The sequence below is a fragment of the Rhodococcus antarcticus genome (assembly GCF_026153295.1).
Classification (GTDB): Bacteria; Actinomycetota; Actinomycetes; order Mycobacteriales; family Mycobacteriaceae; genus Rhodococcus_D; species Rhodococcus_D antarcticus.
In genome coordinates this window covers 2,435,932-2,457,205 of record NZ_CP110615.1, presented here as the reverse complement: position 1 = coordinate 2,457,205, position 21,274 = coordinate 2,435,932, and the positions used below count along the sequence as shown (strand labels likewise).

The 21,274-nt window shown below is 72.2% G+C and carries 21 protein-coding genes and 1 other RNA gene; 13 read left to right on the top strand and 9 right to left on the bottom strand.

What is annotated here, in order from left to right; genetic code table 11:
- The first annotated feature begins 18 nt into the window (after positions 1 to 18).
- Positions 19 to 507 (top strand): cysteine dioxygenase, encoded by a 489-nt coding sequence (locus RHODO2019_RS11965; protein WP_265382011.1) that lies wholly within the window; start codon positions 19 to 21, stop codon positions 505 to 507.
- 91 nt (positions 508 to 598) lie between these two features.
- On the opposite strand, the gene hisN is transcribed toward RHODO2019_RS11965, so the two are convergent.
- The 7 genes from hisN to RHODO2019_RS11930 all read right to left on the bottom strand — a co-directional run bounded on the left by hisN (position 599) and on the right by RHODO2019_RS11930 (position 8,650).
- Entirely contained in the window at positions 599 to 1,426 is an 828-nt protein-coding gene (hisN, locus tag RHODO2019_RS11960; RefSeq protein ID WP_265382010.1) for a histidinol-phosphatase, read from the bottom strand.
- A gap of 112 nt (positions 1,427 to 1,538) precedes the next feature.
- The gene (locus tag RHODO2019_RS11955) at positions 1,539 to 2,447 is read right to left on the bottom strand and encodes a hypothetical protein (protein ID WP_265382009.1); all 909 of its coding nucleotides are present in this window, start codon (positions 2,445 to 2,447) and stop codon (positions 1,539 to 1,541) included.
- 100 nt (positions 2,448 to 2,547) lie between these two features.
- Complete coding sequence (locus RHODO2019_RS11950) at positions 2,548 to 4,236, bottom strand: ABC transporter family substrate-binding protein (protein ID WP_265382008.1); 1,689 nt, start codon at positions 4,234 to 4,236, stop codon at positions 2,548 to 2,550.
- A gap of 192 nt (positions 4,237 to 4,428) precedes the next feature.
- Positions 4,429 to 6,531, bottom strand: coding sequence for an ABC transporter ATP-binding protein (locus tag RHODO2019_RS11945; RefSeq protein ID WP_265382007.1), 2,103 nt, complete (start codon positions 6,529 to 6,531; stop codon positions 4,429 to 4,431).
- Entirely contained in the window at positions 6,528 to 7,388 is an 861-nt protein-coding gene (locus tag RHODO2019_RS11940) for an ABC transporter permease (RefSeq protein ID WP_265384744.1), read from the bottom strand. The genes RHODO2019_RS11945 and RHODO2019_RS11940 overlap by 4 nt, the downstream gene beginning before the upstream one ends.
- A 138-nt stretch (positions 7,389 to 7,526) precedes the next feature.
- Complete coding sequence (locus tag RHODO2019_RS11935) at positions 7,527 to 8,507, bottom strand: ABC transporter permease (protein WP_265382006.1); 981 nt, start codon at positions 8,505 to 8,507, stop codon at positions 7,527 to 7,529.
- The gene (locus tag RHODO2019_RS11930) at positions 8,504 to 8,650 is read right to left on the bottom strand and encodes a hypothetical protein (protein WP_265382005.1); all 147 of its coding nucleotides are present in this window, start codon (positions 8,648 to 8,650) and stop codon (positions 8,504 to 8,506) included. Before RHODO2019_RS11930 ends, RHODO2019_RS11935 begins: the two co-directional genes overlap by 4 nt.
- A 106-nt stretch (positions 8,651 to 8,756) precedes the next feature.
- Between RHODO2019_RS11930 and RHODO2019_RS11925 the strand changes: the two genes are divergently transcribed.
- From RHODO2019_RS11925 to ssrA, 8 genes are all read left to right on the top strand, one after another.
- Entirely contained in the window at positions 8,757 to 9,281 is a 525-nt protein-coding gene (locus RHODO2019_RS11925) for a PadR family transcriptional regulator (protein ID WP_265382004.1), read from the top strand.
- A 44-nt stretch (positions 9,282 to 9,325) separates the two neighbouring features.
- On the top strand, positions 9,326 to 10,441 hold the full coding sequence (prfB, locus tag RHODO2019_RS11920) for a peptide chain release factor 2 (RefSeq protein ID WP_265382003.1): 1,116 nt from the start codon (positions 9,326 to 9,328) through the stop codon (positions 10,439 to 10,441).
- Positions 10,442 to 10,536: 95 nt separating this feature from the next.
- On the top strand, positions 10,537 to 11,226 hold the full coding sequence (gene ftsE / locus RHODO2019_RS11915) for a cell division ATP-binding protein FtsE (protein ID WP_265382002.1): 690 nt from the start codon (positions 10,537 to 10,539) through the stop codon (positions 11,224 to 11,226).
- Positions 11,227 to 11,300: 74 nt separating this feature from the next.
- On the top strand, positions 11,301 to 12,203 hold the full coding sequence (gene ftsX, locus RHODO2019_RS11910) for a permease-like cell division protein FtsX (protein WP_265382001.1): 903 nt from the start codon (positions 11,301 to 11,303) through the stop codon (positions 12,201 to 12,203).
- A 24-nt stretch (positions 12,204 to 12,227) separates the two neighbouring features.
- Complete coding sequence (gene smpB, locus RHODO2019_RS11905) at positions 12,228 to 12,704, top strand: SsrA-binding protein SmpB (RefSeq protein ID WP_265382000.1); 477 nt, start codon at positions 12,228 to 12,230, stop codon at positions 12,702 to 12,704.
- A complete protein-coding gene (locus RHODO2019_RS11900; RefSeq protein WP_265381999.1) occupies positions 12,701 to 13,600 on the top strand; it encodes an amidohydrolase family protein in 900 nt (299 codons plus the stop codon). Before smpB ends, RHODO2019_RS11900 begins: the two co-directional genes overlap by 4 nt.
- Before the next feature lie 10 nt (positions 13,601 to 13,610).
- On the top strand, positions 13,611 to 14,447 hold the full coding sequence (locus tag RHODO2019_RS11895) for a DMT family transporter (RefSeq protein ID WP_265381998.1): 837 nt from the start codon (positions 13,611 to 13,613) through the stop codon (positions 14,445 to 14,447).
- A gap of 264 nt (positions 14,448 to 14,711) precedes the next feature.
- Positions 14,712 to 15,082: a transfer-messenger RNA gene (ssrA, locus tag RHODO2019_RS11890) on the top strand.
- 81 nt (positions 15,083 to 15,163) lie between these two features.
- On the opposite strand, the gene RHODO2019_RS11885 is transcribed toward ssrA, so the two are convergent.
- Entirely contained in the window at positions 15,164 to 16,846 is a 1,683-nt protein-coding gene (locus RHODO2019_RS11885) for a class I adenylate-forming enzyme family protein (protein WP_265381997.1), read from the bottom strand.
- A gap of 141 nt (positions 16,847 to 16,987) precedes the next feature.
- Positions 16,988 to 17,848 carry an aldo/keto reductase gene (locus RHODO2019_RS11880; protein WP_265381996.1) on the bottom strand — a complete coding sequence of 287 codons (861 nt, stop codon included), beginning with the start codon at positions 17,846 to 17,848 and terminating at the stop codon, positions 16,988 to 16,990.
- Positions 17,849 to 17,911: 63 nt separating this feature from the next.
- Between RHODO2019_RS11880 and RHODO2019_RS11875 the strand changes: the two genes are divergently transcribed.
- From RHODO2019_RS11875 to RHODO2019_RS11860, 4 genes are all read left to right on the top strand, one after another.
- Positions 17,912 to 18,328, top strand: a complete 417-nt coding sequence (locus RHODO2019_RS11875; protein WP_265381995.1) for a fluoride efflux transporter FluC — start codon at positions 17,912 to 17,914, stop codon at positions 18,326 to 18,328.
- Positions 18,325 to 18,675, top strand: a complete 351-nt coding sequence (gene crcB, locus RHODO2019_RS11870; protein WP_265381994.1) for a fluoride efflux transporter CrcB — start codon at positions 18,325 to 18,327, stop codon at positions 18,673 to 18,675. The genes RHODO2019_RS11875 and crcB overlap by 4 nt, the downstream gene beginning before the upstream one ends.
- A 93-nt stretch (positions 18,676 to 18,768) precedes the next feature.
- On the top strand, positions 18,769 to 20,379 hold the full coding sequence (gene pgm, locus RHODO2019_RS11865) for a phosphoglucomutase (alpha-D-glucose-1,6-bisphosphate-dependent) (RefSeq protein WP_265381993.1): 1,611 nt from the start codon (positions 18,769 to 18,771) through the stop codon (positions 20,377 to 20,379).
- A gap of 52 nt (positions 20,380 to 20,431) precedes the next feature.
- A complete protein-coding gene (locus tag RHODO2019_RS11860; protein WP_265381992.1) occupies positions 20,432 to 21,274 on the top strand; it encodes a GNAT family N-acetyltransferase in 843 nt (280 codons plus the stop codon).

Genomic DNA, 21,274 nt, shown 5'->3' with positions numbered 1-21,274 from the left:
GGACGGACGAGGACCACCGTGAACACCCCGCTGCTGACCCCCACCACCCACAACCGCCTCACCACCCGGCTGGCCGAGCTCGTCACCGCCGCGGCGGCGCGACCGGACCTGTGGCGCCCGCTCGTGCGCTTCTCCGAGCGCGACCGCTGCTGGAGCCGGCTGGAGGGCCCGGGCGACGTGGACCTGTGGCTGCTCACGTGGACCCGCAGCCAGAGCACCGACCTGCACGACCACGGGCGGTCGACCGCGGCGCTGACCGTGGTGCAGGGCACGGTGACCGAGGTCCGACCGGACGGACACGGAGGTCTGCGGGCCGACACCCTGGGCGTGGGCGGGCTCCGCACCGTGGATCCCGGTCACATCCACGACATCCGCAACGACGGTGACGAGCCCGCCGTGAGCATCCACGGGTACTCCCCGCGCCTCGAGCAGATGACCTTCTACCGGGTGGTGGACGGCACGCCCGTCGTCGACCGCACGGTGCGAACCGACCAGCCGGAGCTCTGAGCCACCCCCGACCACGTCGCTGCACCGACCGCCTTGTCACAGGTCGGTGCGCAGGGGCGTCGACGGTGGCCGCCTCCCGGGGTCGTGGAGGTCAGCGGTCGCTCAGGGGTGGGGGAGCCGCCGCCGTGCGCGGGGCCAGCGCCCCCAGCACCGCACCGTGCAGGCGCCCGTTGCTGGCCACCGCGCTGCCCGCGTGCGGGCCGGGGGTGCCGTCCAGCGCGGTGAACGCACCCCCGGCCTCGCGGACCAGGACGTCGAGCGGGGCGAGGTCCCACAGCGACACCTCGGGCTCGGCCGCCACGTCCACCGCACCCTCGGCGACCAGGCAGTAGGAGAAGAAGTCCCCGTGGCCGCGCACCCGCCAGACGGCGTCGGTGAGGTCGAGGAACGCCTCGCGCAGCCCGGCGTCGCGCCACCCGGACAGGCTGGAGAACCCCAGGCTCGCGGCGTCGAGGGAGTCCACCGCCGACACCGCGAGCCGGCGGACCGGCGCGTCCTGCACCCGTAGCCACGCGCCGTCGCCGGCACTGGCCCACCACCGCCGACCCAGGGCCGGGGCGCTGACCACGCCGACCACGGGGACGCCGTCCACCAGCAGGGCGACCAGCGTGGCCCACACCGGGACCCCACGGACGTAGCTCTTGGTTCCGTCGATCGGGTCGAGGACCCAGCAGCGGCCGGCGTTCACCACCGTGCCGCCGAGCTCCTCGCCGAGCACCGCGTCGGCCGGGCGCTCGTCGGCCAGCAGGTCCCGCACCGCGCGCTCCACGGCCAGGTCGGCGTCGGAGACCGGGGTGAGGTCGGGCTTCGAGCTCACCTGCAGGTCCAGCGCACCGAACCGGGCGGTGGTGATGGCGTCGGCGGTGTCGGCCAGCCGGTGGGCGAGGGCGAGGTCGGCGGAGAACCCGGTGTCGGTCACGAGCGGCGACGCTACCGTCGACCGGTGACCGGTCCGGCGACCGTGCCACCCTGGGCTGCCACCTCGTGGACGCCGGGCCGCTGGTGCGCACCCGCGGGGTGCACCGCCGCGTCTAGCTCGGGTCGCTGCCCTGCACGGCGGCCGCCCACAGCGCCAGCGCCGCGGTGACCAGGGTGGCGCCCAGCCAGACCGGCACCCCGCCGCCGTCGAGCAGCACCCAGAAGATGCCGACGAACGGCGCGGGGGCCAGCAGCACGCCGTCCACCTGGAGCTGGCGTCGCAGGGGGGCGCTGCGTGCGGCGCGCTCCCGGGCCCCGGTGTCGGGGCGGGAGGGGTTGTCGATCAGCCGGCCCTTGGGCTCCGCCGTGCGCACCCGGCCGGAGGGGTACACCCAGCCGCCGTCCACCTGGAGCGCGCGGAGGGCGCCGGTACCGTGCACCGCCACCTCGGCGGGGGACGCGAGGGTGACGAGCACGGGGTCGAAGTACACCGGGAAGCGCTGCACCGGGGTGGTTCCGACCACCTCGATCCACGAGCGGGACAGCAGCCGGTGCTGCTGGCGGACCCGGCGCACCCGGAGCAGCCGGGGTGCGGAGCGGCGCAGCCGGGCGCGGGTGAGGATGCGCTGCAGCCCCACGCCGAGCACCACCACCACCAGCAGGACCAGGACGGCGAGGTGGGTCGTGGCCCGGTCGCCGGACACCACGGGTGGGCTCCCGGGCAGCACGACGCGCGTGGGGTCGGCGGGGTCGTAGGCGACCGTGGTGGGGGAGGTGGGCACCCCGTCGACGGCCACCTGCACCGTCCGCGCCCGCCCGTCGCCACCGGTGAACGTCACGGTGGCTCTGCCGTCGGCCGCCGCGGTCACGGTGGCCGATGCTCGTGCCGTCAGCGGAGCGAGGGCGCGGCCCGTGGTGTGGACGGTGCGCAGGTTCACCACGGCCAGGACGGCCAGGACGGCCAGGACCACCCCGGTGGTGAGCCCGCCGTGGCGGAGGGCGCGCGGACCGGGAGCTCTCACCGGTCCATCCTCGCGCACACCTGCCGGCGACAGGTGCACCACCCGACGACGCAGGGCCCGAGGAGGCGAACTCCTCGGGCCCTGCGGTGCAGCGGGTCGATCAGCTCTTCGTGAAGCCGATCTTGGTGTAGTCCACGTCGCCGAAGCCGGGCGAGCCGAAGTTCGCGACGGTGGAGCGCACGGCATGGTTCTGCGGGCGCTGGTAGAGCAGCAGGGAGAAGCCCTCGTCCCAGATGGCCTTGTCGATCTGGTTGGCCAGGTCGATCTTCTTGGCCGGGTCCAGCTCCTGGTTGGCCTGGGTGAACAGGTCGTTGATCGACGTGTCACCGATGCGGCCGTAGTTCTGCTGGACGTCGGCGTACTTGCCGTAGATGGAGCCCGAGGAGCTGACCGGGAACGGCGTGCCGAGCCACGCGAAGTGGGTGATGTCGAAGTTGCCCACGTTCACGAAGTCCTTGAAGAAGCCCGCGCTGGGCACCGTGTCGATGGTCAGCTTGACCCCGATGACCTGCAGGTTCTGCTGGACGATCTGGGCCTCCTGGGCGGAGGTGGCCACCCCGGTGGGGATGACGTCGCGGATCTCCAGGGTCTTGCCGTCCTTGGTGCGGGTGTCACCGTTCTTCACCCAGCCGAGCGCGTCGAGGGCCTTGGAGGCGGCGTCAGGGTCGTAGGAGACCACCGAGGAGTTGTCCTGGTAGCCGTCCAGACCCTCCACGTAGATGTGGTTGCCCAGGGTCTTCGGGTTCTGGGCGATACCGTTGAGCAGCGCCTGGGCGATGCCGTCGCGGTTGATGCCCTTCATGACCGCGACGCGCAGGTCCTTGTCCGAGAGGATGGATCCGGCGGCGCCGTTGAAGGTGAGGTGGCGGTAGTCCGGGGCCAGGGCCTGCCGCACGCTGACGCCCTGGGCGTCGCGGGCGGTCTTGTTGTCGTTGACGCTGGAACCGATGTTGGTGTAGTCGATCTCGTTGTTCACCAGGGCCTGCACCTGCGCCGCCTGGTCCAGCGCGACGTAGGTGATGGAGCCCAGCACGGGCTTGTCACCCCACCAGGCGGCGTCGGGCTTGAGCGTCACCGTCTTGGCCGTCTGGTCGGTGGAGTCGTACTTGAACGGTCCGGCGGTGACGCCAGGGCTGGTGGTCAGAGAGGTGTTGAAGGCGTCCGGCGTGGCGTTGACGGCCTTCGGGTAGAGCGGGCTGAACAGGGACTGCCAGTCGGAGAACTTGTTGGTGAAGGTCACCACGGCCTGCTGGGCGTTGGTGCCCATCTCGACCTTGGCGATGTCGGAGTAGCCGGTGCTCGAGGAAACCTGGAACGCTGGGTTGGTGCCGTTGAGCGCCTTGAACTGGGCGTCGAAGTCCTCCCAGCTCACTGCACTGCCGTCGCTCCACTTGGCCTTTGGGTTGATCGTGTAGGTGACGACCTGCGGGTCGGTGGACGTCAGCTTCACGTCGGTGAAGTAGTCGGCGAAGACGGTGGGCTTGCCCGCGGCGTCGAAGAAGAAGGGGCGCGGGTACAACGAGTTGATGATGTCGGCGTTGTCCGACAACGTCCCGTCGAGCTCGTTGTAGTTGAAGTTTGGGGGGATTTCGTTGATGGCCCAGCGGAAGTTGCCGCCCTGCTGCAGGGAGCTGACGTCCTGGGGGTTGATGTCGGCCTGGCCGGCCGTCTGCGGAGCCGCCGCGGCCCCGCCACTGTTGTTGCTGCCACTGCTGCCGCACGCGCCGGCGAGCAGCGCGAGGACGGCCAGGGGTGCGGCCAACCTCCACGCGCGTCGGTTCAGGCTCACTCGAGATCCTCCTGGGACTGTCGGGGACGGCACCGGATCGGTGTCGTGATGGCGGGAACCTTACGACACCGTGAGCGTGGCGAACATTGCGGAAACGTCACGATCGCGAGACATGCGAACTGCTGTGGGGCAACGGGATGCGACCGATCGCCCGTCCGTCCACTGGGGACGGACGGGTGACGTGACGACCCGTCAGGGGGTGGCCGGGGCCCCCGCGAAGTGGCAGGCCACGTCGTGGTCGGCGCCGTGGGACTCCCGCACGGGCTCGACGTCGATGCAACGGGACTTCTGGGTCTCGTCGAGGGTGAGGAACTTGGGGCAGCGCGTCCTGAAGCGGCAGCCCGACGGCGGGTTCGCGGGACTCGGCAGGTCGCCGGTGAGCAGGATCCGCTCCCGGGTCCGCTCCGTGACCGGGTCGGGCACCGGGATCGCCGAGAGCAGAGCCTGCGTGTAGGGGTGCTGCGGGGACCGGAACACGGTCTCGACGTCGCCGATCTCCATCACCTTGCCGAGGTACATCACCGCGACCCGGTCGGCGATGTGCCGCACGACGGAGAGGTCGTGGGCCACGAACAGGTAGGACAGGCCCAGCTTCGCCTTGAGGTCGTCGAGCAGGTTGATGACCCCGGCCTGGATGGAGACGTCCAGGGCGGAGACGGGTTCGTCGAGCACGATGAGCTTGGGCTCCAGCGCCAGGGCCCGCGCGATGCCGATGCGCTGGCGCTGCCCGCCGGAGAACTCGTTGGGGTACCGGCCGCCCTGCTCCGGCCGAAGACCCACGAGCTCCAGCAGCTCGGGCACCCTGGCGGCGATCGTCGCCGCGTCCACCCCGTGCACCTTGAGCGGCTCGGCGATGATGTCGCCGACCGGCAGTCGCGGGTCGAGCGAGGCCATCGGATCCTGGAACACCACCTGGACGTCGCGGCGGATGGCCTTGCGCGCCTTGGCGTCCAGCGAGCCGACGTCCTTCCCGAGCACCTGGACCGAGCCGGACTCCGGTGGCGTGAGCTCGAGGATCTGCAGCAGGGTGGTCGACTTGCCGCAGCCGGACTCGCCGACCACGCCGAGGGTCTCGCCCTGGCGGAGGTCGAAGCTGACCCCCGCCACGGCCTGGACCGTGCCGACGCGCCGACGGAACACCACGCCCTTGCTCACGGCGAAGGTCTTGACGAGCTCGTCCACCCGGAGCACCTCGGCGCGCTCGGTGCGGGGCACGGACTCGAGCGCGGAGGTGGTGACCCCCTCCACCTCGAACACGGCGGCAGCGTCGGCGCCCACGGCCTCGAGGTCGGCCGAGCGGATGCACGCCGCGGAGTGCAGGTGCGAGACCTCCAGCAGGGCGGGCTCGGCGTCGTGGCAGGCATCGATCACCATCGGGCACCGCGGCGCGAACGGACACCCGGTGGGCAGGTTCACCAGGGCGGGCGGGTTGCCCTCGATCGGGACCAGGGGCTGCTTGCCCCGCGCGTCGATGCGCGGGATCGAGCCGAGCAGCCCCAGCGTGTACGGCATCCGGGGGTGGGCGTAGAGCTCGTCGACGGGAGCCGACTCCACGGCGCGGCCGGCGTACATGACCAGCACGCGGTCGGCGAAGCCCGCGACCACCCCGAGGTCGTGGGTGATCATCACGATGCCGGCCCCGGTGACGTCCTGGGCCTTCTTCAGCGTCTCCAGGACCTGGGCCTGGACCGTGACGTCGAGGGCGGTGGTGGGCTCGTCGGCGATGATGAGGTCCGGATCGTTCGCGATGGCGATCGCGATGACGGCGCGCTGGCGCATCCCGCCGGAGAACTCGTGCGGGAACGAGGACGCGCGGGCCCGGGCGTTGGGGATCCCGACCAGGTCCAGCAGCTCCACGGCCTGCTCCGCGGCGGCCTTCTTGGACATCTTCCCGTGCACCAGCAGCGCCTCGGCCACCTGGTCGCCCACGGTGTAGACCGGGGTGAGCGCGGAGAGCGGGTCCTGGAAGACCATGGCGATCTTCTTGCCGCGGACCTTGGACATGTCGCGGTCGCTGAGCCCGAGCATCTCGCGGCCCCGGTAGCGAACCGACCCGGAGATGCGGGCCTGCGGGGGGAGCAGGCCCATCACGGCCAGCGAGGACACCGACTTGCCGGAGCCGGACTCCCCGACGATGGCGAGCACCTCGCCGGGCGCCACCGAGTAGCTGATCCCGCGGACGGCCGTGACCCGGCCCTCCTCGCTGGGGAAGCTGACCTCGAGGTCGCTGACCTCGAGCACCGGGTGGTCCCCGGGGGTGTCGGCCCCGGTGGGGACCTCCTGCACGGCCGTCACGTGGCGCGTCCCTTCTGGGAGTTGGGGTCGAGGGCGTCGCGCAGGCCGTCGCCGGCGAAGTTCGCCGCGAGCACGGTGATGACGAGGAAGCCCAGCGAGAAGGCGAACAACCAGGGGTAGGTCAGCGCGGAGGCCGTCCCGTCCGCGATGAGCGTGCCGAGGGAGACGTCCGGCGGCTGCACCCCGAAGCCGAAGAAGCTCAGCCCCGTCTCGGCGATGATCGCGCTGCCCACGGTGATGGTGGCGTCGATGATCAGCAGCGAGGCCATGTTCGGCAGGATGTGGCTGGCGATGATCTTGCGCGCCGGGGTGCCCATGAACCGTGCGGCCTGCACGAACTCGCGCTCCTTGAGGCTCATGGTGAGCCCGCGGACGATGCGCGAGGTGAGCAGCCACTGGAACGCGACCAGGAGCAGCACGAGGAACAGCCACGACTTGCCCTGCAGCGCGGGGCTCGCGATGGCGATGATGAGGAAGCTCGGCACGACCAGCAGCAGGTCGACCACCCACATGAGCGTGCGGTCGGTCCAGCCGCCGAAGTAGCCGGCCGCCGAACCCACCACGGCCGCGATGAACGTCGACCCGATGGCCACCAGCAAGCCGATCGTCAGTGACTTCTGCAGCCCGCGCAGCGTCTGCGCGAGCACGTCCTGGCCGATCTGGCTGGTCCCGAACCAGTGGTCCGACGACGGCGGGGCGAGCAGCGCCGTGTAGTCGATGTAGGTGTAGTCGTAGGGGATGACGTAGGGCCCCAGGAAGGCGAGCAGGTAGAGCACCAGCAGGGTGCCCACCCCGGTGACGGCCAGCTTGTTGCGCAGGAACCGCCGGCGGACGAGCTTGCCGCGGCTCACGGCCATGTACGCGGTGGTGGTCTCCACCACGGGGCTGGCGCTGCCCGCTGCTGTTGCGGCACCGTCGGTGACGGGCAGGGACTCGTCGGCGGGCGAGCTCCCGGTCGAGGGGCGGGTGGGTGCGGCCATGTCCTTCTGCCCTTCTCAGCCGACCCGCACGCGCGGGTCGAGTGCGGCGTAGAGGATGTCGGAGAGGAAGCCGGACACCAGGATCGCCACCCCGGCGAACAGGGTCACCGTCACCGTGATGTTGGTGTCCTGGGTCTGGATCCCGCGGATGAGCCAGTCGCCCATGCCCTGCCAGCCGAAGATCTTCTCCGTGAACACGGCGCCCGTCACGATCAGCCCGAAGCCGAAGGCGAACAGCGTGGCCATGGGGATCAGGGCGGTGCGCAGCCCGTGCTTGAACAGCGCCTTGCGGCGGGTGAGCCCCTTGGCCTGCGCGGTGCGCAGGAAGTCGCTGCCCAGCACGTCGAGCATGGTGTTGCGCTGGTAGCGGCTGTAGAACGCGATCTGCAGGAGCGCCAGGGAGAGCGTCGGCAGCACCAGGTGCTGGATCCGGTCCACCAGCTGCGTCCCGAACCCGCCCTGCAGCCCCGGCGAGGACTCCCCGGTGTAGAGGAAGAACTGGCTGCCGGTGGACTGGTTGAACGTGGTGGCGCCGTACTTCAGCAGGATGGCGATGGCGAAGACGGGCGTGCTGAGGATGAGGAAGCTGAACAGGGTGGCCAGGTAGTCGCTGAGCTTGTACTGGCGGATGGCGGCAGCGACGCCGACCACCACGCCGATGACCGTGCCGAGCACCGTGCCGACGACGAGCAGCCGCAGGCTCACGCCCACCCGCCGCCCGAGCTCGTCGGTGATCGGCTGGTTGGTCACGGTCTGCCCGAAGTCCCCGTGCAGCACCACGTCGCCCAGCCAGGCCACGTAGCGGACCGGGATCGACTCGTTCAGGCGCAGGTCGGCCGCCTTGGCGTCCAGGGTCGCCTGCGGCGGTCGTGGGTTGCGCTGCTCCAGCGACGAGAGCGGGTTGAACGTCACCGCGGCGAGCGCGAACGCCAGGAACGTGGCCACCAGCAGCAGCGCGACGTAGTTGACGAACCGCTTCAGCAGGAAGCCGGTCACTCGATCTCCTCATCTCGTCCGCCGCCGGCCACCTCGTGGGTGAACAGCGGCTCAACGTCGGGCCACGAGCCGGTGTTCGGCCGGTGGCTGCCGCCCAGGATGCTCTCAGCATGTTCCGTCGGTGTGAACCACGCCTCATCCACGACACGAGGATGTCACATCGTTGTGCTTGCGAACGGCCCGAAGCCCGGCGGTGGGTCCCAGGTGGACGGTCCGGTCCGGTCGGTGCGGCTGTGGCACCGTGGGCGCATGGCTGCCGCCCCCGCCCCCGTGACCGTGAACGCGACCGCCGCCGCCCTGCTGGGACTGCTCCGGGACGGGCCCGCGACGGGGGGCGAGCTCGTGAGCAGCGCGGAGTCCACCTACAGCGGCTTCTTCGGCCTCACCCGCAGCCAGGTCTACCGCGAGCTGCCGGTGATGGCGGCGGCCGGCCTGCTGCGGCTCGGTCGGCGGGGGCCGCGCGCCAGCCAGCAGTACGTGCTGACCGCAGCCGGCCGCAAGGCCTTCCGCGGCTGGCTCGCCGCGGAGCCGGTGGGGTCCGCGGACGCGGTCCGCAGCCCCCTGCTGCTGCGGCTGGTGCACGCCGGCGAGCTGACCGGCCCCCAGCGCGAGCGCCTGGTGGACGGGGCCCGGCAGGTGCTGGCCCAGCGGCTGGCCACGGCCCGGATCGCGGCCAGGGAGGCCGAGGGCCCGTACGCGGTGGCGGCGGCGGAGTTCGCGGTGGCGCACGTGAAGGCCGTGGCCAAGGTGGTCGAGCGGGTCGCTCGCGTGTGACGTGGCGGGTCGCTCGCGTGTGAGGGCACGTAAACTCGACAGACGTGCACCCTGACGTCATCTCCGACCTCGCCGAGCTCGACACCACCCTGGGCACGGTCGAGGCGGTGCTGGACGTCGAGGAGCTCCGCCGCCGGGTCGACGAGCTCGAGCAGCAGGCCGCCTCGCCGGACCTGTGGAACGACCAGGAGCACGCCCAGCAGGTGACCAGCCAGCTCTCCCACTCCCAGGCCGAGCTCAAGCGGGTGGAGACCCTGCGCCAGCGCCTGGACGACCTCCCCCTGCTCTACGAGCTGGCCGAGGGTGAGCAGGGCGACGCGGAGGCCGAGGCCACCGCGGACGCGGACACCGAGCGGGCGGGTCTGCGGACCGACATCGCCGCGCTGGAGGTGCGCACCCTGCTCAGCGGGGAGTACGACGAGCGCGACGCCCTGGTGAACATCCGGTCCGAGGCCGGCGGGGTGGACGCGGCCGACTTCGCCGAGATGCTCATGCGGATGTACCTGCGCTGGGCCGAGCGCCACGGGTACGGCACCGAGGTCTACGACACGTCCTACGCGGAGGAGGCGGGCCTGAAGTCGGCCACCTTCGCGATCAAGGCCCCCTACGCCTACGGCACCCTCTCGGTCGAGATGGGCACCCACCGGCTGGTCCGGATCAGCCCGTTCGACAACCAGGGGCGCCGGCAGACCTCGTTCGCCGGGGTGGAGGTGCTGCCGGTGGTGGAGACCACCGACCACATCGACATCGCCGAGAACGACCTGCGGGTGGACGTGTACCGCTCCTCCGGGCCCGGTGGGCAGAGCGTCAACACCACCGACTCGGCGGTGCGGCTGACTCACATCCCCACCGGGATCGTCGTGACCTGCCAGAACGAGAAGAGCCAGCTGCAGAACAAGGTGGCGGCGATGAAGGTGCTGCAGGCGAAGCTGCTCGCCGTCAAGCGCCAGGAGGAGCGCGCGCAGATGGACGCGCTCAAGGGCGACGGCGGCAGCTCGTGGGGCAACCAGATGCGCTCCTACGTGCTGCACCCCTACCAGATGGTCAAGGACCTGCGCACCGAGTTCGAGGTCAACAACCCCTCCGCGGTGCTGGACGGGGACATCGACGGGTTCCTCGAGGCCGGCATCCGCTGGCGCATGCGCGGCACGGACGACTGAGCCCGCCCGGTCCGCCCGCCCGGTCCGCCCGCCCGGTCCGCCCGCCCGGCGCGGGGAGAGGGTGTCCTCAGGTTGGGTGTCTACAGTAGGAACCCGTGATCAGCGTCGAGAACGTCTCCAAGTCCTACAAGACCTCCACCCGGCCCGCGCTGGACGGGGTCACGGTGAAGGTCGAGAAGGGCGAGTTCGTCTTCCTCATCGGTGCCTCGGGCTCCGGGAAGTCGACGTTCCTCAACCTGCTGCTCCGCGAGGAGATCCCCTCCATCGGGGACATCCACGTCGCCAGCTTCCACGTCAACAAGCTGGCCGCCCGGCGGGTGCCGAAGCTGCGCCAGCGGGTGGGCTGCGTGTTCCAGGACTTCCGCCTGCTGCAGCAGAAGTCGGTGGCCGACAACGTCGCCTTCGCCCTCGAGGTCATCGGCAAGCCCCGGGGCACCATCAAGAAGGTCGTCCCCGAGGTGCTGGACCTGGTGGGTCTGTCCGGCAAGGCCGACCGGCTGCCAGGCGAGCTCTCCGGTGGTGAGCAGCAGCGCGTGGCCATCGCCCGGGCGTTCGTGAACCGCCCGCTGCTCCTGCTGGCCGACGAGCCCACCGGCAACCTCGACCCGGACACCAGCCAGGACATCATGCTGCTCCTGGAGCGCATCAACCGCACCGGCACCACCGTCCTCATGGCCACCCACGACAACCACATCGTCGACTCGATGCGCCGCCGCGTGGTCGAGCTGAGCCTGGGCAAGGTCGTCCGCGACGAGGCCCGGGGTGTCTACGGGGTGGGCCGCTAGCTCCACGGCCCCACCCAGAACGCCGGGCTGTACCCCCGCCAGCCCGCCCCCGACCCGGAGGACCCCGAACCCCCATGCGCGCCAGCTTCGTCTTCAGCGAGGTCGTCACCGGCCTGCGCCGCAACATCACCATGACCATCGCCATGATCATCACGACGGCCATCTCCCTGGGCCTGCTCGGCGGTGGCCTGCTGGTGGTCCAGATGACCAACAAGACCGAGCAGATCTACTTCGACCGCGTCGAGGTGGCCGTCTACCTGACCAACGACGTGTCCACCAACGACGCCGCCTGCACGGGGGCCATCTGCTCCACCCTGCAGCGGGACCTGGAGGCCACCGCGGGGGTGGAGTCGGTCAGCTACGAGAGCCGGGCCGACGCCTACGCGCGCTTCCAGGAGGTGTTCGCGAACCAGCCCGAGCTGGTGCAGCTGGCGCGCCCGGAGGCCCTGCCCGCGTCCTTCCGCGTCAAGCTCACCGACCCCCAGCGCTTCGCGATCATCAACCAGCAGTTCGGCACCAAGCCGGGCGTGGACAAGGTCGTGGACCAGGCCGACCTCGTGCAGCGGCTGTTCTCCGTGCTCGGCGGCGTCCGCAACGCGGCGTTCGCCATCGCGATCCTGCAGGCCTTCGCGGCGCTGCTGCTGATCTCGAACATGATCCAGGTGGCCGCCTACACCCGGCGGACGGAGGTGGGGATCATGCGCCTGGTCGGGGCCACGCGGTGGTACACCCAGCTGCCGTTCCTCCTGGAGGCGGTGGTGGCCGGCGTCATCGGCTCCGCGCTGGCCATCGGCGGTCTCGTCGTGGCCAAGACAGCCTTCCTCGACGACGTGCTGCGCGATCTCTACCAGTCCAACATCATCGGCCAGATCACCACGAGCGACGTGCTGTTCGTGTCCCCGGTGCTGGCCATCGTCGGCATCGGGCTGGCCGCGGTCACCGCCTACGTCACGCTGCGGCTCTACGTCCGCCAGTGATGCGTCCGCCAGTAGGGTGTTCTCGTGCGTGACCGGGGGACGAAGGCGATCGCGACCAACCGCAAGGCTCGGCACAACTACACCATCATCGACGTCTACGAGGCCGGCATGGTCCTGGTGGGCACCGAGGTGAAGAGCCTGCGCGACGGCAAGGTCTCCATCGTCGACGCCTTCGCGACCGTGGACAACGGCGAGGTGTGGCTGCGGGGGCTGCACATCCCGGAGTACACCCAGGGCAGCTGGACCAACCACGCGCCGCGCCGGGTGCGCAAGCTCCTGCTGCACGCCAGCGAGATCGAGCGCCTCATCGGCAAGACCCGCGAGGGCAGCCTGACCCTGGTCCCGCTGTCGCTGTACTTCCAGAACGGGTACGTCAAGGTCGAGCTCGGCCTCGGCAAGGGCAAGCAGGCCCACGACAAGCGGCAGGACCTGGCGCGCCGGGACACCGAGCGCGAGGTGACCCGAGAGCTCGGCCGCCGGGTCAAGGGCATGCGCGGGTGACCGCGGGGCCGGCCGACGACGCAGCGGTGGCGGGCTGGGTCCGCGAGCTCGGGATCCCGGGGCTCGTGGACGTGCACACGCACTTCCTGCCCGAGCGGGTCATGGCCAAGGTGTGGGACTACTTCGCCCACGCCGGCGAGCACTACGGCACCGACTGGCCGGTGCACTACGCGCTGCCCGAGCCGGAGCGGCTGTCGGTGCTGCGGGGCCTGGGCGTGATCGGCTTCGCGCCGCTGGTGTACCCGCACAAGCCGGGCATGGGGGCGTGGCTGACGGAGTGGGCCACCGAGTTCGGCCACCGCGTCGACGGTGCGGTGCCCACGGCGACCCTGTTCCCCGAGCCCGGGGTGCACGACTACGTCGCCGCCGCGCTCGACGCCGGGGCCCGCGCGGTCAAGGTGCACGTGCAGGTGGGCGGGTTCGACCCGCGCGACCGCCAGCTGGACAGCACGTGGGGCCTGGTCGCCGACGCCGGGGTCCCGGCCGTGGTGCACTGCGGGCACGGACCGATCCCCGGTTCCTTCACCGGTCTGGACGTGTTCGGTGAGGTCCTCGCCCGCCACCCGCGGCTGACGGCCGTGCTGGCCCACGCCGGGATGCCGGAGTTCGACACGGCGCTGGAGCTGGTGGCGCGCTTCGAGCGGGTGCACCTCGACACCACCATGGTCGGGACCCCGTTCACCGAGCAGATGTGCGCCCTGCCCGCCGACTGGGCGGCCCGGTTGGTCGACGTCGGCGACCGCGTGGTCCTGGGCACCGACTTCCCCAACATCCCCTACGACTACGCCACCCAGCTGCGGGCCATCGCCGGCTGGGCCGCGGCCGACGACGGCCTGGGCGAGGACTTCCTGCGCCGCGTGCTGCACCACACGCCCGCGCGACTGCTCGGCCTGTGACCACCACCTGATGGGCGCAGTGCTGCTGGCCCTGCTCGCCGCTGCCGGCTACGGGGTGAGCGACTTCGTGGGTGGGGTCGCCGCGCGCCGGGTGGCGGCCCTGCGCGTGGTGCTGGTCAGCTACCCGCTCTCGGTGCTGCTGGTGGCCGCGGTGGCGCCGGTCGTCGGCGGCCGCGTCGAGCTCGGCTCGCTGCTGTGGGGGCTCGCCGCGGGGGCGACCGCCGGGCTCGCGGTGTGGTGGTTCTACCTGGCCCTGGCCACCGGGCCGATGAGCGTGGTGTCGCCGCTGACCGCCGTGCTGGTGGCGGGGCTCCCGCTGCTGTTCGCCGTGGCCCGGGGGGAGCGACCCGGTCAGCTCGCCCTGGTGGGTGCGGGGCTCGCGCTCGTGGCGGTGGTGCTCGTCAGCCGCGAGGCGCCGTCCGCGCTGCCGTTCACCCGGCGGGTGGCGCTGCTGACCGTGGGCTCCGGGGTCGCGTTCGCGGTGTACTTCGTGCTGCTGGCGCAGGTGGACACCGGCACCGGGCTCTGGCCGCTGCTGGCCTCGCGGGTGGGGGCGGCCTCGGTGGTGCTGGTGGCCGCGGTGGTCGCCGGCCAGCTGCGGGCCCCGCGCGGGGTGCCGCTGCGCCTGGCCCTGCTGGCCGGTGTGCTGGACGTGGTGGCGAACACAGCCTTCCTGTTCGCGGTGCAGGGCGGGCTCCTCTCGCTGGTCAGCGTGATCACGGCGCTCTACCCGGCCGCGACCGTGCTGCTGGCGGCGGTGGTGCTGGGGGAGCGGACCGGGCGGGTGCAGCAGGTGGGGATGGCGCTGGCGGCGGTCGCGGTCGGGCTGATCGCCGCCCAGGGCTGAGCCGACGGGGTCCCCCTCGACCCGGCGGTCGTCGGCCTGGGGCAGGAGTGGCCCGGGGCGCACCTCCGTCGTTCGCACACACCTCCGTCGTTCGCGCACACCCATCTCGGTCCGACGGCGTCAGGTGAGCCGGGGGCCGTTCGGTGTGCGGGAGCGACGGGTGCTGGGGCGGGCGGCCGGGCAGCACCACGAGAGGTGGGGATGATCCCGACGGGCCCGGGGGTTACAGTGGTCGTCTCGGCCGCTCGTGGGCCGGGAGCGCACGGGGGTGATCGGTTTCGACTCCGTACGTTGATCCAGGGGAAGCGTGCTGGTGCAGGCAGGAGACCACCACAAGCGTCACTGCACACATATAAGCGCCGACTCCAGTCAGCGCGAGTTCGCCCTCGCCGCCTGAGCGAGTAGCGACTCTGTCAGACCGGGTGTGCCCTCGCCCCGGACCCTGGCATCGACTAGAGGGCTCTTACCCAGCGGGTCGGCCGCGGACCCGCTGGGGACACCAAACAGCGGCTGGGACCGTCATCCTGACTCGTCGGTGTGATCGGGAGGTCCGAGCAGAGACGTAGCCGACTGCGCACGGAGAAGCCCTGGTGAGCCGGCGGAGGACCCGGGTTCGATTCCCGGCACCTCCACCCCCTGCTCGACGCTCGAGCCCGGTACCTGGAGGTACCGGGCTCGAGTGCTGTGCGGGGCGGGGCTCGTGGACCCCGGACGGCTCAGGTGTGCGCGGTGAGCCCGTCGCGCAGCTCCCGACGCAGCACCTTGCCGGCGGCCGAGACGGGGATCGCGTCCACCAGGTGCACCTCGCGCAGCTTCTTGTAGTGCACCACCTGGGCGTTGACGTGCTCGCGCAGCCCCTCGGCGGTGACCTCCGCGCCGGGGACGAGGGCCACGAACGCCACGGGCAGCTCCCCGGCCTCCTCGTCCGGCCGCCCCACCACCGCGGCCCCGGCGACCCCGGGGTGCGTGTGCAGGATCTCCTCCAGCTCGCGGGGGAACACGTTGTAGCCCTTGTAGAGCAGCATGTCCTTGGCCCGGTCGACGATGGACAGGTAGCCGTCGGCGTCCAGCACCCCCACGTCCCCGGTGCGCAGCCAGCCGTCGACCAGCACCTCGGCCGTCGCGTCGGGTCGCTCGTGGTAGCCCTCCATCACCTGGGGCCCGCGCAGGTAGACCTCACCCCGCCCGCCGGTGGGCACCTCGGCGCCGTACGGGTCGAGCAGGCGCACCTCGGTGCCGTGGGCCGGCACCCCCACGGTGCCGACCTTGCGCACGCCGGAGCGCCACGAGGGGTTCATCGTCGCCACCATCGTCACCTCGGTGAGGCCGTAGCCCTCCCCGATGACGGCGTCCGGGAACCGCACCCGGAGCGCCTCGATCACGGTGACCGGCAGCGGTGCGGCGCCGGAGGAGAGGCCGAGCACGGTGGACAGGTCCCGGGTGGCGGCGTCCGGGTGGCGGAGCAGGGCCACGAACACCGGGGGAGCGCCGCCGATCATGGTGGCCCCGAAGCGCTCGACGTCGGCGAGGTACGCACCCGGGTCGAATCGCTGGTGGATCACGCAGGTGTACCCGGTCAGCACCGGCACGTTGAGGTACCCGATGACCCCCATCGCGTGGAACCAGGGCGTGATGGTGACCGAGACCCCGGTGCCCAGCCGGGTGGGCCACTCCTGCGCGGAGCCCACCTGGTCCAGCAGCAGGTCACCCTCGGCGTCGAGCCCGGCCGTGCTGCCCGAGGTCCAGCACGCGGACTGCACCACGTTGGTGACGACGTGGCGGTGGGTCAGCCGCACGCCCTTGCTGCGGCCGGTGGTGCCACCGGTGTAGGCCAGGTGGGCGAGCTCGCCGGGCTGCGGCCGCCCGTCCGGGGCCGTGGACGGCTGCCCGGCCCGGAGCTCGGCGAGGGTGAGGGAGTCGGGCAGGCTCGCGTCCACGGTGACCACCAGGCGTGCGGGCACCTGCTCGCGGACGGCGGCCAGCACGCCGGAGGCAGCACCCCAGGTGACCACGGCGACCGCCGCCGAGTCGCGCAGCTGGAAGGCGAGCTCAGCTGGCGGCAGCAGCGGGTTGGTGGGGCTGAAGACGGCCCCGGCCATCAGGATCCCGTAGTACACGGCCGGGTAGTCGAGGCAGTTGGGCATGTGCACGGCCACCACGTCGCCGGGGACGATGCCCTGCGCGCGCAGGCCGTGCGCCACCTGCGCCGCCTCGGCCAGCAGCGCGGCGTAGGTGATCTCGGCGCCGTCCTGGTGGAACGCCGTGTGCTCGCCGTAGCGCCGGGCCGCCCCGCGGAGCACCGCCCCGACGTCGACCGCGGGCACGTCCAGGTGCTCGGGCAGCCCCGGCGGCAGGATGCGTGTGCTGGTGGTTCCCGGGTGGACGGGCGTGCTGGTCATCGGGCGGCCTCCTAGGCTCCGCCACTGCTCTGTGACGGGCCTCACCACTGTGCACCCGGCCCCGCTGCGATGCCAACGAGGGGTCCGGACGCACGAGCGCCCCGACCGCTGACGGCGGCCGGGGCGCCCGGTGAGGGGTGCTCAGGCGGCGTTGGTGAGCTCCGCGAGGTCGGCGTCGGACAGCGTGAGCCCGGCCCCGCCCAGGTTGTCCTCCAGGTGCGCGACGGAGCCGGTGCCGGGGATCGGCAGGTTCACCGGCGAGGACTGCAGGATCCAGGCCAGGGCGACCTGGGCGTGGCTCGCCCCGGTTCGGGTGGCGATCTCGTCGACCGGGCCGCCCGGCTGGGCGAGCTCGCCGGCGGAGACCGGGGCCCACGGGATGAAGCCGATGCCGTGGGCGGCGCAGTAGGCCTGCACGTCGGCGGCGCTGCGGTCGGTGAGGTTGTAGCGGTTCTGCACGGTGGCGACGGTGAAGACCTTGGAGGCCTCCTCGATCTCGGCGACCGAGACCTGCGACAGGCCCAGGGCCTTGACCTTGCCCTCGTCCTGCAGCTCCTTGAGGACGCCGAACTGCTCGGCGGTGTCGACCTTGGGGTCGATGCGGTGCAGCTGGAACAGGTCGATGACGTCGACCTTCAGGTTGCGCAGGCTCTTCTCGGCCTGCTGGCGCAGGTACTCCGCGCGGCCGAGCGGGACCCACACGTCGGGGCCGGTGCGGGTCAGGCCGGCCTTGGTCGCGATGACGAGGCCGTCGGCGTACGGGTGCAGGGCCTCGGCGATGATCTCCTCGGAGACGTCCGGACCGTAGGAGTCAGCGGTGTCGATGAAGTTCACGCCCAGCTCGACGGCCCGTCGCAGGACTTCGCGGGCGGTCTCCCGGCTGGCGGGCTCGCCCCAGATGCCCTCGCCGGTGATGCGCATGGCGCCGTAGCCGAGTCGGTTGACGCCACCCACGCCCGGGATGTCGAAGGTGCCGGAGCTGGAGGCGTTCGGTGTCGTCATGCTGGGTGCAACGGTGCGACCGGTCGACGTTGTTCCGCCACGCAACGACTAACGTCGACGCTCGTGAGCCACGTCGACGACCCGGACGTGGGCCTGGTCCCCGAGCACGGACCCGTGATCGCCGTGATCGCCGCCGGCGGGGCGCTCGGCTCCCTGGCCCGCCTCGGGGTGAGCACGGTCCTGCCGCACCACGGTGGCTTCCCGCTCTCCACCTTCGTCGAGAACGTCCTGGGGTGCTTCCTGCTCGGTGCGCTGCTCGTCGTGCTCACCGAGCTGCGCCGTCCGCACCCCCTGGTCCGCCCGTTCCTCGGCACGGGGGTGCTGGGCGGGTTCACCACGTTCTCCACCTACGCGGTCGACTCGGTGACCAGGGACTCGGCGGGGGTGGCGGTGCTCTACGTGGTGCTCACCCTCGTGCTCGCGCTGGCCGGGTCCTGGGCCGGGGTCGTCACCGTCCGGCGGATCGGAGGGGCCCGGTGACCGTGCTGCTCGTGGTGCTGGGGGCCGCGGTGGGTGCGCCCGCGCGCTACGTCGTCGACAAGGCCGTGACGGCGAGGGTGGCCGCAGGCTTTCCCTGGGGGACGCTCGTGGTGAACCTGACGGGCTGCCTGCTGCTGGGTCTGGTCTCGGGCGCAACCCTCCCGGCCGGGGCGGTCGCGCTGCTCGGAACCGGCTTCTGCGGGGCGTACACCACCTACTCGACGTTCGGCTACGAGGCGGTGTCGCTGGCGGAGCGCGCACGGCGGCGGGCTGCGCTGACCTACGTCCTCGCCAGCGTGGTCGGCGGCGTGGCCCTCGCCGCGACGGGGTACGCGCTGACGTCCTGACGCGCCCCCGCCGGCGTCGCCCCCACGCCTGCCCCGACCTGGGGGAGAGCCCGGGCTCGCGCCGGCCCGGACCGGCGGGCCAGGATGGATCCCATGGCCCACCCGCGCGCAGGACAGCCCGCCCAGCCCGAGGACCTCGTCGACCTCGCCGCCCTGGAGGCCGCGTACTTCGAGCGGACGCCCGACCCGGAGGACCCGGCCCAGCAGGTCGTGTTCGGCACCTCCGGCCACCGCGGCTCCAGCCTGGACACGGCGTTCAACGAGGCGCACATCCTGGCCACCACCCAGGCCATCTGCGAGTACCGGGCGGGCCAGGGCACCACGGGCCCGCTGCTGGTCGGACGGGACACCCACGCGCTGAGCCTGCCTGCGTTCCGCACCGCGCTCGAGGTGCTGGCCGCCAACGAGGTCGACGTGCTCGTCGACTCCCGCAACGGCTACACCCCCACTCCCGCGGTGAGCCACGCGATCCTGCGGCTCAACGGCCAGGGTGCGAACGCCGACGGGATCGTGGTCACCCCGAGCCACAACCCGCCCCGCGACGGCGGCTTCAAGTACAACCCCCCCCACGGTGGCCCGGCCGGCTCGGAGGCGACGGGGTGGATCGCGGACCGGGCCAACGAGCTGCTGCGCGCGGGCCTGCAGGGCGTCCGGCGGACCACGGACCCGGAGCCCGGGACCTACGACTTCCTCGGCCACTACGTCGACGACCTGCCCTCGGTGGTCGACCTGGACGCCATCCGCGCCGCCGGGGTGCGCATCGGCGCCGACCCGCTCGGCGGTGCTGCGGTGCACTACTGGGGCGAGATCGCCGAGCGGCACCGCCTCGACCTCACCGTCGTGAACCCCGAGGTCGACCCGCGGTGGGCGTTCATGACCCTGGACACCGACGGCAAGATCCGGATGGACTGCTCCTCGCCGAACGCGATGGCGACGCTGGTCCGGGCGAAGGACGACTACGACATCTCCACCGGCAACGACGCCGACGCCGACCGGCACGGCATCGTCACCCCCGACGCCGGGCTGATGAACCCCAACCACTACCTCGCCGTGGCCATCGAGCACCTGTTCGCCCGCCGCAGCTGGGGTGCCACCGCTGCCGTCGGCAAGACCCTCGTCAGCTCCTCGATGATCGACCGGGTCGTCGCCGAGCTCGGCCGCACCCTGCTGGAGGTGCCGGTGGGCTTCAAGCACTTCGTGCCCGGCCTGCTCGACGGCTCCGTGGGCTTCGGCGGCGAGGAGAGCGCCGGAGCGTCGTTCCTGCGCCACGACGGCACCACCTGGACCACGGACAAGGACGGCCTGCTGCTGGCCCTGCTCGGGGCGGAGATCCTCGCCGTCACCGGCCGGAGCCCCTCGCAGCGCTACGCGGAGCTGGTCTCCCGCCACGGCGACCCCGCCTACGCCCGCACCGATGCGCCCGCCACCCGCGAGCAGAAGGCGACGCTGGGCCGGCTGTCCGCCTCCGACGTGACCGCGACCGAGCTGGCCGGCGAGGCCATCACGGCGACCCTGACCGAGGCCCCGGGCAACGGGGCGGCCATCGGCGGGCTCAAGGTCGTCACGGAGAACGCGTGGTTCGCCGCCCGCCCGTCGGGCACCGAGGACGTGTACAAGATCTACGCCGAGAGCTTCCTCGGGCCGGACCACCTGGCGCAGGTGCAGGAGCAGGCCCAGTCCCTCGTGGACGGCGTCCTGGGATGACGGTGCTGGGATGACGGTGCTGGGATGACGGTGCTGGGATGACGGTGCTGGGTTGAGCGACCCCCTCTGGGACCCAGACGACCCGGATCTGCTCACCCCGGAGGCCGCCCGCCTGCTCGCCGAGCAGGTGGAGGACGCGCAGCTCGCGGCGGGCGCGGTCCGCTACGGGAAGGTCGGACGGGTCGGGTGCGCGCGGGTGGTGGTGCACCCGGCCAGCCCGCTGCCCTCGGGGAGCTTCGCCGTCGGCCTCGACGGGGTGCGCGCGCCGCTGGGCTCCACGCTGCTGGCGCTGGAGCAGACCTTCGCCGCCGCGGGCAAGGCCGAGGCGCTGGTGCACGCCTCGCCCACCACGGTCACCGAGATCCAGGGGCTGGCCGACGAGGCCGGGTGGTTCGCCGTGGCCGAGCGGTGGACGGTGGTGCGGGTGGTGCCCTCGGACGCGCCGACCCCGGGGGTCCGGCCCGCCACCGGGGATGACCTGGTGGGGATCGCCGAGCTCCTGGCCGACGCGGTCGAGCTGCCCGAGGACGGCACGGACGCGCTGCTCACCGTGCTCGGGCACCGCCTGGAGGACCCGTGCACCGCGCTGCTCGTGGTGGTGGACGCCGAGCTCGACCGGGTGGTGGGAACGGCACTGGGCTACTGCGGCACCGGGGTGGGCGGGCCCGGGGTGGGCGTGGTGGAGCACGTGGTGGTGCGGCCGTCGCGGCGCCGGCGGGGGATCGGGACCGCGCTGCTCACCGCCGTCGGTCAGGACCTGTTCGACGCGGGCGCGACCCTGGTGGCCGCGCTGGTGGAGGAGGCGGGGGTCGAGGAGGCGCTGAGCGAGGCGGGCGGGTTCGTGGCGGCCTACCCGGTGACCACCTACGCCCGACGGCTCGACGAGCTCGTCTGA

Excerpts from the sequence above, each read along its gene's own strand:
- RHODO2019_RS11940 (WP_265384744.1), bottom strand. The coding sequence starts at position 7,388 with ATGGCCGTGAGCCGCGGCAAGCTCGTCCGCCGGCGGTTCCTGCGCAAC.
- RHODO2019_RS11925 (WP_265382004.1), top strand. The coding sequence starts at position 8,757 with ATGGCTGCCGCCCCCGCCCCCGTGACCGTGAACGCGACCGCCGCCGCC.
- RHODO2019_RS11880 (WP_265381996.1), bottom strand. The coding sequence starts at position 17,848 with ATGACGACACCGAACGCCTCCAGCTCCGGCACCTTCGACATCCCGGGC.
- ftsX (WP_265382001.1), top strand. The coding sequence starts at position 11,301 with ATGCGCGCCAGCTTCGTCTTCAGCGAGGTCGTCACCGGCCTGCGCCGC.
- RHODO2019_RS11885 (WP_265381997.1), bottom strand. The coding sequence starts at position 16,846 with ATGACCAGCACGCCCGTCCACCCGGGAACCACCAGCACACGCATCCTG.
- RHODO2019_RS11895 (WP_265381998.1), top strand. The coding sequence starts at position 13,611 with ATGGGCGCAGTGCTGCTGGCCCTGCTCGCCGCTGCCGGCTACGGGGTG.
- pgm (WP_265381993.1), top strand. The coding sequence starts at position 18,769 with ATGGCCCACCCGCGCGCAGGACAGCCCGCCCAGCCCGAGGACCTCGTC.